The organism is Burkholderia sp. S171 (genome assembly GCF_009766085.1).
In the GTDB taxonomy this organism is placed as follows: Bacteria; Pseudomonadota; Gammaproteobacteria; order Burkholderiales; family Burkholderiaceae; genus Caballeronia.
Map to the genome: position 1 here is coordinate 197,828 of NZ_LMUF01000026.1, position 12,903 is coordinate 210,730.

Consider the following 12,903-nt stretch of genomic DNA (forward strand, 5'->3'; position numbering starts at 1 on the left):
GCGTCGCCCGACATTCCGGTTACAGCCGTGCTCGCCAGCGTAACGAAAACTTACGCGGCGGTCGAACGCGCGTCAACGCGGACACTGTCACGGCTCCATCGCCTTGACGATGATCTGGGCATCGGTGTCCCGTTCGATTCGCTTCAACACCGGTTGCATGGCGATGAAGTCCGCGGGCGTGCAAACCTGCTTGCCGAAGTTCGCCTTCAGATGGCGTTCTGCCTGAAACAGGTTCGTCGCGGGATCGAAGACATAACGCGATGAATAATCGAAAAACGCGGTCGTGAAGCTGGCATTGGTTGGGACATCGGTGACGCGAACCGTCTTTGGCAAGGTGACTTGCGCGACTTCATCGAACGCGCCTCCGGTGCACATGAACGGCTGGGTCCGCACGCGCTCGGCGAGGAGGTTCTCGACCTGCGTGGCGATCCCGCCGGACAGGCTTGTCAGTGCGGGCAGGGCGGTCGTGCCGGTGGGCCAAACGACATCGTCGAGCGTTCCATTGATCATGGTGCTCAGCGGGCCGTTACTGGCGTCCAGGTCGGTGGCGTTTAGTGTGGCGACACCGCGCAGGCCTGTTGCCCGAAGGCGGGCATCGGCGATCTGCTTGCGGCGCTCGGCAGTCGCGTGGAGCAGAGTTGCACGCTCTGGCCCGGTGCTCCATCCGGCGTCTTCCACCTGATCGGCGAACGCGGCCGAGCCATCGGGCGATACCTCGATCTGCAAGCGCGCCGTGCGTGACAGCGGCTCGGTCGCGGGCGTTCGTGACAGCGTGCCGTCGTTGACCAGCAGCGTAGGGCGGTCCATGTCCGCGAGCGGCAGAGCGCCGAACTCGATACTCAGGGCCGTTGAGTCGGCATACATTCCCAGACTCGGCAGCCACGTGATGACGTGATTGATTGCGCTGCCGCCATAGCCCGGCACGGATGGCAGCGTATAGACCGAGCCGAGGCTGATCAAGGCCGGCTCGTTGTCGATACCCACTGCAGCCAGCAGCGCGCCGTAGAGCGCGACATAGTCCTTGCAGTCGCCGTATCGGTTGGCGAGGATATCGGCGGCATGGTGGGGGATGGCAGGACTTTGCCCCAGGAACAGCGACACGTAGCGGATGTTGTGGCGTACCCAGTCGTAAAGCGTGGCCGCTTTCGCGTGTGCATCGGTCTCGTTGCGCGTGAGCGATTGTGCGAGCGTCCGCACGGCCGGATCGTCCGCGCTCGGATCAACAGTGCCGTCCCGATAACTCGCGGCAAAGCTCTGGTAGTCGGGGAACGTGGACACCATCAGCCGGTCACCGTACTGCGCATAGCCGACCGAGCCCGCTTCCACCCGATCGTAGTGGGCGCGGCTGTAGTCGAATTCGTAGCGCGTGCGGCCGCCCTGTGTCACCGGTGGCACGGCGATATAACCGCGCGCATCGGCATAGAGGGGTTTGTCGGCGGGCAAGTCGAAGATCAGCCGTTGGTTTTCCACTGGGCCACGCCCGGGTTCAACGAAATAATCGAATTGCCCTGCGATGACTGCTTTCGACTGCGTTTTATGAAACTGGAGATGGACGACGGATCCCGCGCTCACCCCGGGAAAGATCACTGCTTTCAAGCGAGCGTCCTCGAACGTGGGCGCACCTGCCGAACGTGGCTCCTGGATCTCGCGGATCTGATCGGGTGTCACGATGTGCTTGATGCCGTCGGGGCTGAGCGAGTAGGCATTGCTTATGTTGATGGTTGACGTCGATTTATCGAACCAGATGTAGCGTTGCGCGATTTCGCCGACACCTGCCGGCGTATTCGCGCGGAGGGTGGTTTCATCGTCCTCGGTCAACGACCCGTCTTCCGCGACGATGAAGGTATGAACGTCGCTGACAAGCGAGGACGGCTGCGCTTCGATGGTCTCGGCGGCGAAGGCGGGCGATGCAAGACATGCCAGCGAAGCGGCCAGCAACACATGGTGTTTAAGACGCATTGAACTCGAACTCATGAAGGACGGTTTACCTCATTTTGAGGAGAGTTGGCGACGAGTCCCGACGCGCACACACACTTGGTGGTCGGTTGTCCGCGGATAGCGCGGGGTGTCCCTTGGGCGGGTTCAGTCACTGGTGGCGAAGCGTGTCGAAACCTGTGTTCGGAGAAGGAGGGTTTCACACATCCTCCGCTCTGGCGAGCACCGTGCGTTTGGGGTACCCATGAATGAAAACTGCACGCTGTGGACACTTACGAGCCCTTGTTTTGAAAGCGTTTTCTTTGCTTCGTTTCTTTGTCGCTTTGGACAGAAATGACGTGCCGCCACGCAGAGTGGTTAAAAGTGATGAAGAGAAAATCCGACTCAGGCAGACCACGAACGCCGAAAGCACCACCCCGGCACCAACCCCGACCGCTACCCCAAGAGCCTGACACCCCCAGCACAACCCCCGTCCACCGGCGCGAGCAAAAACCCGACCCCTAGGCCTGTTCTTTGCTTTTACCTGACATATTGGCGGTTAATTGGGAGCGAGATCCGACCTCGGCCGAGCGCCCTGCGACATCGCTACACCCATTCGCTACACCCATTAAATCCTATTCCCACTATGAGCACACAACGTCAGTCACCCCTTCCCGCGCCACGCATGTCAACGGGCATCACCGGCCTAGACAACATCCTGGGCGGCGGACTGACGCCGAATCGTGTGTACCTTATCGAGGGGTCGCCGGGGGCGGGAAAAACCACCCTTGCGCTGCAATATTTACTGAAGGGCGCAGAACTGGGTGAAGCGGGGCTGTACATCACCCTCTCCGAGACCCGCTCTGAGCTCCTGGCAGTCGCCGATGCCCACGGCTGGAACGTCGATGCGTTGTCCATCATCGAACTCCTCTCCGACGAAGGCCTCGACCCAGAATACGAGCAATCCATCCTGCATCCGGCCGAAGTGGAGCTTGGCGAGACCGTCGAAAACGTGATGCGCCAGGTTGAAACCCTCAAGCCCGTGCGGATCGTCCTGGACAGCTTGTCAGAACTACGATTGCTATCGCAGAACCCGCTGCGATACAGGCGCCAGATCCTCGCACTCAAGCGCTATTTCGCGACGCGCGAATGCACGGTATACCTGCTCGACGACAACACCTCCGACCCCAACGACCTGCAGCTTCACAGCATTGCGCATGGCGTGATCAGCCTCGACCAGCTTGTCCACGACTACGGCGGCGCGCGTCGCCGCGTACGCGTGGCAAAAATGCGCGGGATCAAATTTCGCGAAGGCTTCCACGACTTCACGCTGGAGACCGGCGGCATTGATGTCTACCCGCGCCTGGTGGCCGCCGAACATCACGCGGAATTCGCGAACACACCGGTATCGACCGGGTCGGAGGGCCTTAACGCGATGCTCGGCGGCGGCCTGATTCCCGGCACGAACGCGTTGCTGATCGGGCCGTCCGGCGTTGGCAAGACCACGACCGTCGTGTGTTGCCTCAGGGCGGCGCTCAAGCGTGGCGAGCGCTGCATTTACTATCTCTTCGATGAAACGCTCGGCACGCTGATGATGCGTTCAAAGTCGCTCGGCATGGATCTCTCGACCTATCTCGACAACGGTCTGCTGACCTTGCGCCAGATCGATCCCGCCGAGATGTCGCCCGGCCAGTTCACCAGCGACGTACGTCAGGCCGTGGAAGACGAAGGCGTGACGTATGTGGCTATCGACAGCCTGAACGCGTATCTGCAGGCGATGCCCGGCGAGCGTTACCTGCTGCTGCAAATGCACGAGTTGCTTGGCTACCTCAACCAGCGCGGCATTGTGACGATGCTCGTGCTCGGCCAGCACGGCATTGTGGGCGAGGTGCAGACGGACATCGACATCAGCTATCTCAGCGACGTGATGATCCTGTTCCGCTACTTCGAGCATCAGGGTGAGGTGTTGACGGCAGTCGCCGCTGTCAAAAGCCGCGGCAGCGCGCATGAGCGCACGATTCGTCAGTTCAGGCTGACGAACGGCGGCCTTGAGCTGAGTGAAGCGCTGCGCGATTTCGATGGCGTGCTCGCCGGCTTGCCGGCGTATCGCGGTGACTCAGCCATGCTGGGAAGCCCCGACGCGAGGGGCCGCTAAGCCGTGGAAAACCGTGTCCTGATCCTCGCCCCACGCGGCCGCGACGCAGACGTGGTCGGCGAAGTGCTGAGCAAGGACGGCCGCAACTGTCTCACCTGCCTCAACGCCGCCATGCTGAGTGCCGAGCTGCGCGGCGGCGCGGGCACGGCGCTGATCGCGGAAGAAGCACTCTCCGACAGCGACATGCCGCAGCTCTTCCAGTGGCTCGGCCAGCAGCCGACGTGGTCCGATTTTCCGCTGATCCTGCTCGCCACCAAACGCACCGACCGACGCCCGAAACAGGCGCTCGACCGGCTTGAGTTGCTGGGCAACGTCGTGGTGCTGGAGCGCCCGCTCAATGCGGAAACGTTGCGGCGCGCGGCGACATCGGCGTTGCGCGCGCGCTTGCGGCAATACGAGGCGCGGCGTCAGCTTGCCGAGCGCGTGGAGGCGCAGGAACGGCTGCATCTGGCGCTTGCGGCAGGCCAGTTGGGATCGTGGGAACTCGATGTGGAGACCGGCGCGCTGCGCTCCACCGAGGCGTTCCGCAAGATCTACGGACACAAGGGGCCGACGCTGGACTACGCGCAGATCATCCGGCTGGTGCACCCCGATGACCGCGAGATGCGTCAACGCGCGCTGGATAGTTGCATCGATGCCAACACCAACCTCACGGTCGAATATCGCGTGATCTGGCCGGACGGCACGGTTCACTGGGTCCAGTCGCGCGGCCATCCGATGCGCGCGCCGGGCAGCGTTTCGGGGACCTCGACGACGCGGATCATCGGCGTGTCGCTGGATGTCACCGACCGTCACGAAGTCAACGAGAAGATTCTCGCGAGCCAGCTTGTAGTCGAACGGTTGAACGACACACTGGAAAGCCGTATTGCGGAACGGACGCAAGAACTGGCGTCGGCGAACGACCGGTTGATGAAGGAGATTCACGAGCGCGCGAAAGTCCAGGCGGTGCTCGTGCAGGCGCAAAAGATGGAAGCGCTCGGGCAACTGACCGGCGGCATTGCCCACGACTTCAATAACCTGCTGAACGTCATCATGGGCAACGCGGAATTGATCACGCGCGTGAGCCGTGATGAACGCGTGCAGACCATGGCGCAGACGGTCAAGCGGGCAACCGAACGCGGCGCGAAACTGACCGGGCAGCTCCTGACGTTTTCACGCAGCAGCAATCTGGACCTGAAGGCTATCGACGTCATTTCGATGCTGCATGGCATGCGCGACATGCTGACGTTATCGCTGGGAACGGGCATTCATTTCGGTACCCGCTTCGATGTAAAAGAAGCCTGGACCGACGCCGATGCCAACCAGCTCGAACTCGCCGTTCTGAATCTAGCCATCAACGCGCGCGACGCAATGCCCGACGGCGGCCTGCTGACCATTAGCGTGAGCCAGCGCGCAGCGCCCGACGAAGCAGTGCCGTCGGGACACTATGTGGTGATCGGCGTGAGCGATACGGGTACGGGCATCGCGCCAGAGTTACTGACGCGCGTCTTCGATCCATTTTTCACGACCAAGCCGGTCGGCAAGGGGACGGGTCTCGGCTTGAGTCAGGTCTATGGTATTGCGCGTCAGGCTGGCGGAACGGCGCGGATTCACAGCGAGCCGGGCGAGGGCACGACCGTCGAGTTATGGCTGCCTTTGCGCGAACGCGTGGTGGCCGAAGCGAAGGTTGCAGAGCCGGGCGAAGAGATTTCGGGTGCGCACGAGCGGATTCTCGTGATTGAAGACGACGTCGACGTGCGGACCTTTCTCGTCGATTGCCTGAAGATGCTTGGCTACGCGGTCACCGAGGCATCGCATGGTCGCGCGGGGCTGGAGCGGCTGCAGGCCGACAATCCCGATTTGTTGATGGTCGACTTCGCGATGCCCGGCATGACCGGTCTGGAAGTGATTGCCGAAGCGAAGCGCTCGCGTCCGCAACTGCCTGTGATCCTGGCGACGGGATACGCGGATGTGGATGTATCGAAGGACCGCGTGGAGGGCTACGCGGTGCTCAGGAAACCGTTTCAGATAGGCGATCTTGCGCGCACCGTGAAGGCTGCGCTGACGCGCTCGCATGTGTGACGTTTTAGACCGCGTGCGTTTCGCGTGCGGGTTCTAACGCCGTTGCGATGTCACGTCCCAGTTGATATCGACACATAGCACCTGCAAGCCGCGCGGCGTATGCGCGGCGATCGACGCTGTCACGCACAGGTGCGCCTCGTTGATCGACAGATACGGTGCGGTCAGATGAACCCGGTCTGGCGTGCGCAATGCTTCGATGAAATAAGGCCGGCGTTCCCAGCTCGCGCCTTCGGAATGCAACAAAGGCCGGAAACGCTTGGCCCGTTGCGATGCACGGGCGGCGGGCAAGACGTTGTCGCCGATCTGCCGGCCGGATGCATCGAGCAGGAAACAGCGCGCCGTTTCGTGAAGCTGCAATAGCGTGCGGGTTGCATTGGCGAGCGTTTCGCCTTCGATCAGCCGCGCCGCCGCCGTTTCCAGCGCACCCACATACGGCGCAAGCCGCGCCGACTGCGTACGTTCGCGCGCGGCCACGCGCTCGCGGGACGCGGCCGACAACGCGTCCAGCACGCCTTGTGCGGCTTGCGGTTTCACAGCTTCCACGCTGGGTCCGGCGAAATACGCGCCCTGCACGAAATCGACGTTGCATTCGAGTGCGATCAGCGCGTCGCGTTCGGTGCTTAGTCCACCCATCAACACCAGTTGACCGGACTCGTGCAGCAGGGAAACAAGCCCCGGTAGCACGCGTTCGATATGCGAATGTTCGCTCGCTTGCTGCAGGATGCAGCGGTCGAGCGTCACGATATCCGGCCGCAGATGCCACACGCGGTCGATGTTCGAATGCTTCACGCCGAAGCCATCCAGCGCGATCAGAAAGCCGGACTTGCGCAATGAATCGATGATCTCGGCGAAGCGCGTGGTCTCGCCACCCGCTTGCTCGGGCACTTCCAGCACCACGCGCTGTGGCGGCAGCCCGATGTTTTTCAGCGATGCCAGCAGCGCGTCGCCGTAGCTTGTGTCCATCAATGCGGCGGGGTGGAGGCTGAGGAACAGCCATTCGTCGTCGCTATCGAAGGAAAAGAAGTTGCCCAGATGGAGTGATTCGGCCAGCCGGCCGAGTTCTAGCAGATCGCCGCGCCGTGCTGCCTGCGTGAAGACTTCATGCGATGGGACTTGCCGGCCGGAGTCATCGCGGGCACGCAGCGACGCGTGATAACCGATGGCGCGCCGATGGGACACCGAGAACACGGGTTGGAAAACGCTGAACACCGTGTATTCGCCGTACAGGACGGTGCGCCGCGAACCGTCGTCTTCCGCGACGGGACGAGGTGGCTGAAAGCGGGGAGGGTCGAGGTCAACCATGCTCATGGTGGTTTTGGCAGGCGTTCGAACGCGGCTCGAGTGGGAGTAAACATCGGGAAAGAACTAGTTTACAGGATAGGGCCATTCCCTGAAGAGCAAGAAATATGCGCATTTGCCGGACAATTGAGATATTCCCGCCGAAACCAGGCCCGGCCGGGGCAGGGCTAAGGTTTGGGTTTTCATCGGGGCGAGGCGCCAGTGCTGCATGCACTGCGGTAGTGCAGTGCGCACACGGTGATGATTCGCGATAGCGCGTTATCGTCCTCGGGCGCTCGCGCGCGCAGGTGGTCGAACGGTGACGTGGAAGGTCAGGGGGGAGGTTGTACGCGGATAACGTGGGGTGCTCCTTTGGCGGGTTCAGGCACTGGTGGCGAAGCGTGTCAGAACCCGTGTACGGAGAAGGAGGGTTTCACCCATCTGTGGCTCTGGCGAGCACCGTGCTTTTGGGGCACCTATGAATAGAAACTGCACGCTGTGGACACTTAGGGTAGAGCGGTTAAAGCGTTTTCTTTGCTTCGTTTCTTTGTCGCTAAGGACCAGGAAATGACGTGCCGCCACGCACAGTGGCTAACAGTGATAAAGAAACGAGCCAACTCCAGCAGACCACAAGCACCGAAATCAGCACCCCAGCATCGCCCCCAAAATCCCCCCAACCCCGTCCACCGGCGCGAGCGAAAAACCACCGTTCAATGCGCCTCCGAAGGATCAGTCTTCTTAGTATTCACGGCACGAATTTCCGGCCCAAGCTGCGCAAAGATCCACGCTGACGCAGCCGTAATAATGCCGACGCAGAGGAACGTAGCGTGAAAGGCGGGCAGTGAATTCGTCGCGGTCACGCGTGGCAGAATGCCGGTAAAAGTCGCGAGCACAGCACCGGCGATAGTCACGCCGAGACTCATCGACAACATCTGCACGAGTGAAAACAAACTGTTGCCGCTGCTGGCGCCGCCAGTTCCGAGGTCCTTCAGCGTAAGCGTGTTCATCGCGGTGAACTGGATGGAGTTGACGCCGCCGAAGAACGCCAGTTGCACGAGCCGCAACCAAAGAGGTTGCTCGGCGCTGGTCAGCGAGAAACTGGCCATGGTGAGTCCGACAAGCACCGTATTCACCATCAGCACCTTCCGATACCCGCGCTTCATGATCAGGCTCGTGACAATGCGCTTCGACGCCATCCCCGCAGCGGCCACGGGCAACATCATGAGACCGGCTTCGAAGGCCGAATAACCGAGACTGATCTGCAGCAGCAGCGGCAGCAAATAAGGCATGGCGCCACTGCCAATCCGCGCAAACAGGTTACCGAGCAAGCCGACGCTGAACGTATGGATCTTGAAGAGATCGAGCGAGAAGATCGGTTGAGGCACGCGCACGGCGTGCAGTCCGTACGCGACAAAACACGCCATGCTCAGCACGAGCAGCACGAGCACGATGGCGTGTTGAAGGCCGAGATCGGCGAGGCCATCGAGTGAAATTGTCAGCGCGATCATGCCGACCGCGAGTAGCAGATACCCGGAGAGATCGAAGGGCGCGGTGGACGGGTTGCGGCTATCGGTCATGAAGAGCCGCGTGGCAATACAACCGATCACGCCAACCGGCACGTTGATCAAAAAGATCCAGTGCCATGAAGCGATCTGCACGATCCAGCCGCCGAGCGTCGGCCCGATAAGCGGCCCGATCAGCCCCGGAATGGCGACGAACGACATGGCGCTGAGATAACGTTCGGCCGGCACCACGCGCAGCAACGAGAGGCGTCCGACAGGCAGCAGCATGGCGCCACCCACCCCTTGCACCACGCGATAAATCACGAGTTGCATGAGCGTGTGAGCATTGGCGCAAAGCAACGAGCCGATAGTGAAGATCAGGATCGCGCTGAAGAACACATGGCGCGTGCCGAGTTTATCGGCGAGCCAGCCGGAAAACGGAATGACCGTCGCCATGGTCAGCGAATACGCAATGACCACGCCCTGCATTTTCAGCGGCGCTTCACCGAGGCTTTTTGCCATGGCCGGCAAAGCCGTGTTCACGATGGTCGAGTCGAGCGTCTGCATGAAAAAGCCCGTGGCGACCAGCCACAGCATGATCGTGAGCGATTGGGGCGAGGGCGTGGGCGGAACGTTCGAGCGGATTGTGTCGGGCATGAAAGGAGCCGGCGGGGGGAGTGCCGTGATTTTACGTGGATGTGCGCACGGATTGCGTACCGATGTGCGCCACAATCGGTGCGCCGATTTGACCGGACGGGAATCTGCTCGATGTGCCGGCGATCGATATCATCTAGGGTGAACCCGTAGACCTCGGGTGGACCAAGCGGCATTGAGAAGGAGCATGGCCATGAAACCTGTCGAAGAACTCTGGCGCCTGGCGCAGGGCGATCCCGAAGCGCTGAACCACCTCACTGTCAGCGGCGATGAACGCCAACTGCCGTCGGTGTATCGGGTGAGTGCGTTGGCGGTGGCGAGCGTGGGCGCGTCGGCGTTAGCGGCAGCGGAATGCTTCAGGCATCGCACGGGGCGGCAGCAAGACGTGCACATCTACACGCGCCGCGCCGCAATCGCGTTTCGCAGCGAGCGCTACTTGCGCATTGGAACCGATAAAGCGCCGGAGTTGCGTGATCCGCTCATGGGTTTCTACGAGACCCGTGACGGCCGCTGGATCCAGCTTCATACGAACTTCAAGCATCATCGTGACGGTGTGGTGAAGCTGCTTGGCTGCGCGAACGATCACGCCGGCGTCACGCAGGCTATCCGCAACTGGGATGGCGCAAGGCTGGACGACGCGCTCGCCGATGCCGGCCTGTGCGCCGCGCTGATCCGCACGCCGGAGGAATGGGCGCTTACGCCGCAGGCTCAGGCGATTGCCGAAATACCGCTGCTGGAGATCGTCAAACTCGACGATGCCCCGCCCGAGCCAATCGGTGAAAGCGAGCCGCAACGGCCTTTGTCGGACGTCCGCGTGCTGGACCTGAGCCGCATCATCGCGGGACCGGTTGCGGGGCGAACGCTCGCCGAGCATGGTGCCGATGTCCTGCTCATCAACGGTCCGCATCTGCCGAACATCCCGCCGTTGGTCATCGATAACGGCCGCGGCAAGCGCTCGGCGACGCTCGATCTTCGCGAAGCAAGCGGCCGTGAATCGCTGCGCGCGTTATTGAAAGATGCCGACGTATTCCTGCAAGGCTATCGCCCCGGCGCGCTGGCAGCACACGGCTTCGGACCGGAAGAAGTCGCGCGACTGCGCCCGGGCATCGTGTACGTGACGATATCGGCGTATGGCCACAAAGGCCCGTGGTCACAACGGCGCGGCTTCGACAGCCTCGTGCAATCGGCGAGCGGCATCGCGTGGACGGAAGCGCAAGCGGCGGGTCAGACGCAACCGCGCCACTTGCCGTGTCAGGCACTCGATCACGCCACCGGTTATCTCGCGGCACTCGGCGCGATGATCGCGCTGCAACGACGCGCCACCGAAGGCGGGAGCTGGCATGTGCGGGTGGCGTTGGCGCGGACCGGGCGCTGGTTGCAATCGATGGGGCTGCTTGAAGGCGGTCAGAATGTGCCCGATCCGCAACTCAACGATGTGCGAGACATGCTGCAAACCATCGACTCGCCGTTCGGAACGCTCACGTGCACGCAGCCGCCTGAACGCATGTTGCTGACGCCGCCGTACTGGGCTTTGCCGCCGGTGCCTATCGGGACCGATCAGCCGCGTTGGTGGTGATTACGCGCGACTACTTGCGCAATTCCGCGACGAAATCGTAGTAATCGTTGCGGCAGTAGGTATCGGTGAGTTCGATCGGGCGCTGGTCGGCCGTATACCCGACGCGCGTGATCAGCAGCAGCGCGTCGTGCGGTGCAATGCCCATTTGCTCGGCGATCTCATCGCTCGCGTTCACCGCGCGGAAATGCTGCAGGGCTCGCACGATCGACAGATTGCGCTGTTCCAGGAAGCTATAAAGCGAATCGCCGACAGCCTGCGGATCGGGAATCAGCGCTGCTGGAAAGGTGGAGTTTTCAACCGCCATCACAATGCCGTCGGCCGTGCGCAAGCGCCGCAAGCGTGTCACGGCCGCTGCCGGCGATAACCCGAGCTGGATCACTTCATCGCGATTCGCGGGCTCGATCACGCGTGAGAGCCACTTCGAACCGGGGGTAAAACCGCGTCGACGCAGCATTTCGCTGAAGCTCGACAGCCGCGACAGCGGATCTTCATAGCGCGGTGTTATGAACGACCCGGCGCCTTGCGTGCGGCGGATCAGCCCTTGTTCGACCAGCAACGCGATCGCTTTACGCGACGTGATCCGCGATACCCCGAGCGCCTCCGACAACACGCGTTCCGAGGGCAGCGCTTCACCCGCGTTCCAGCGGTTGTCGTGGATCGCGTTGCCTAGCTTGCGAGCGAGCTGGAGATAAAGCGGGGTGTCACTGTCCGGGTCCGGGCGCAAGTCGCGCCAGCGGTCTTCCGATGTCGTGTTCATAGAGCGCAGAAGTGGGGACCAAGGGCAGATTCTAAGACAAGCAGCGCGGCGACGGGGATTGAATGAGAAGCGGCACCCGTGGGCGGAGGCAGGTGAACCCTTGGTTTATCCCCAGACAGCCGCTTCGCTCAGGCCCATTTCGGCGAGATCGGCGGCGCGGAGCCCGGCATCGATATCGCAGAAAAATTCATCGAGCTGCGGTGGAGCGACCGATGTGCCGGCCAGCATGGCATGCACTTGCCCACGATGATGAATCTGATGCTGGAACACATGTCCGAGCAGCCGCGTGCGGGTTTCCTGCTGTTTTGCGCGCGGGCGCAGGAGGGCGACTTGACGCTCGAGGGTGTCGTCGGTGAGATGAGTGCAGTAGTCGATGAGTCGCCGGTCCGCCAGCCGTTGCTCGCGCTGCAGGTCGGCGCAGGTATCGAAGGGTTCTTCCGGATCGAAGAAAGACATGATCTTGGGGTGGGGCGGCTCGTTGCGTTGCTCGCGTTCGAGCGCGTCGATGTAAAACCAGTCGACGGTCAGATTGTGGTTGAGCGTTGCTTTGATCGACGGGAAGAAGTTCGTTCGATGCGCGACGAAATCCGCCTGGGTCAGTAAAGCGCAAGCCTTCAGCAGGCGATGATTCGACCACGCGCTGTTATAGGCCATGCTGAGGAAATGGCGGGAAAGCAGGTTTGACATGGTTTTTCGCTCGCGCCGACGGGGTTGGTCGGGGTTGGTAGGTTCTAGCGTTAGCGGTCGGAGTTTATGCCGGGTTGCTGCTTTCAGTGTTAGTGGTCTGCATGAGTCGGATTTTCTCTTTATCACTGTTAGCCACTGCGCGTGGCGGCGCGTCATTCTTTGTCCAAAGCGACAAAGAAACGAAGCAAAGAAAACGCTTTCAACCACGCTACCCTAAGTGTCCACAGCGTGCAGTTTTAATTCATAGGTGCCCCAAAAGCACGGTGCTCGCCAGAGCGAAGGATGTGTGAAACCCTCCTTCTCCGAACACAGGTTCTGA

General features: G+C 61.7%; 8 protein-coding genes. 3 read left to right on the forward strand and 5 right to left on the reverse strand.

What is annotated here, in order from left to right; translation table 11 throughout:
- Window positions 1-87: 87 nt before the first annotated feature.
- Window positions 88-1,959, reverse strand: coding sequence for a DUF3857 and transglutaminase domain-containing protein (locus GSQ93_RS13105; protein ID WP_158936104.1), 1,872 nt, complete (start codon window positions 1,957-1,959; stop codon window positions 88-90).
- Window positions 1,960-2,560: 601 nt separating this feature from the next.
- Here GSQ93_RS13105 and GSQ93_RS13110 point away from each other — a divergent pair.
- Both GSQ93_RS13110 and GSQ93_RS13115 read left to right on the forward strand, forming a co-directional pair.
- Window positions 2,561-4,069 (forward strand): ATPase domain-containing protein, encoded by a 1,509-nt coding sequence (locus tag GSQ93_RS13110; RefSeq protein WP_158936105.1) that lies wholly within the window; start codon window positions 2,561-2,563, stop codon window positions 4,067-4,069.
- 3 nt (window positions 4,070-4,072) lie between these two features.
- The gene (locus GSQ93_RS13115) at window positions 4,073-6,130 is read left to right on the forward strand and encodes a PAS domain-containing hybrid sensor histidine kinase/response regulator (protein WP_174254612.1); all 2,058 of its coding nucleotides are present in this window, start codon (window positions 4,073-4,075) and stop codon (window positions 6,128-6,130) included.
- 33 nt (window positions 6,131-6,163) lie between these two features.
- Here GSQ93_RS13115 and GSQ93_RS13120 read toward each other — a convergent pair whose 3' ends face one another.
- Both GSQ93_RS13120 and mdtD read right to left on the reverse strand, forming a co-directional pair.
- Window positions 6,164-7,438 (reverse strand): EAL domain-containing protein, encoded by a 1,275-nt coding sequence (locus GSQ93_RS13120; RefSeq protein WP_158936106.1) that lies wholly within the window; start codon window positions 7,436-7,438, stop codon window positions 6,164-6,166.
- A gap of 680 nt (window positions 7,439-8,118) precedes the next feature.
- Window positions 8,119-9,567 carry a multidrug transporter subunit MdtD gene (gene mdtD, locus GSQ93_RS13125; protein WP_158936107.1) on the reverse strand — a complete coding sequence of 483 codons (1,449 nt, stop codon included), beginning with the start codon at window positions 9,565-9,567 and terminating at the stop codon, window positions 8,119-8,121.
- 190 nt (window positions 9,568-9,757) lie between these two features.
- Here mdtD and GSQ93_RS13130 point away from each other — a divergent pair, with 190 nt between their 5' ends.
- Entirely contained in the window at window positions 9,758-11,140 is a 1,383-nt protein-coding gene (locus GSQ93_RS13130) for a CoA transferase (protein WP_158936108.1), read from the forward strand.
- A 10-nt stretch (window positions 11,141-11,150) separates the two neighbouring features.
- On the opposite strand, the gene GSQ93_RS13135 is transcribed toward GSQ93_RS13130, so the two are convergent.
- On the reverse strand, window positions 11,151-11,897 hold the full coding sequence (locus GSQ93_RS13135) for a GntR family transcriptional regulator (RefSeq protein ID WP_089166381.1): 747 nt from the start codon (window positions 11,895-11,897) through the stop codon (window positions 11,151-11,153).
- Window positions 11,898-12,002: 105 nt separating this feature from the next.
- Window positions 12,003-12,584: a DinB family protein gene (locus GSQ93_RS13140; RefSeq protein WP_158936109.1), complete on the reverse strand. Its 582-nt coding sequence runs from the start codon at window positions 12,582-12,584 to the stop codon at window positions 12,003-12,005.
- Between the last annotated feature and the right edge of the window lie 319 nt (window positions 12,585-12,903).